The 348-nt window shown below is 67.0% G+C and carries 1 protein-coding gene; it reads right to left on the minus strand.

From position 1 onward, the window contains the following. On the minus strand, positions 1 to 348 hold a 348-nt coding region (locus EN859_RS36145), incomplete at both ends, for a hypothetical protein (RefSeq protein WP_135913670.1).

Consider the following 348-nt stretch of genomic DNA (forward strand, 5'->3'; position numbering starts at 1 on the left):
GCCATTGCCGCCGATGGTGCCTGCGCCCGCGACCCCGCCGGTGTTCGCGTTCGCGATAGTGGCTACGCTGATCGAGGTCGCGCCGCTGCCTGTGTTTGCAATGCGCCCGTTGGTGTTATCGAGCGATGCGCCGTTGACTCCGAGCGTTGCCTCGGGGTTATCCACGGTGGCATCGGCCTCTATCTGTCCGCCGGTGTTGTCGATCGTGCCCTGCGCCGAAACGGCCACGCTGCCCGCGCCATGGATGAGGCCCACGCGGTTATCGAGCGTGGTAGCGGACTGCACGGTTGCCGTGCCGGCCGCCGTGATCGTGCCGCCTGCATTCGCAATGCTGCCGCCTGATAGGCT

This window comes from Mesorhizobium sp. M00.F.Ca.ET.216.01.1.1, assembly GCF_004010325.2.
GTDB lineage: Bacteria > Pseudomonadota > Alphaproteobacteria > Rhizobiales > Rhizobiaceae > Mesorhizobium.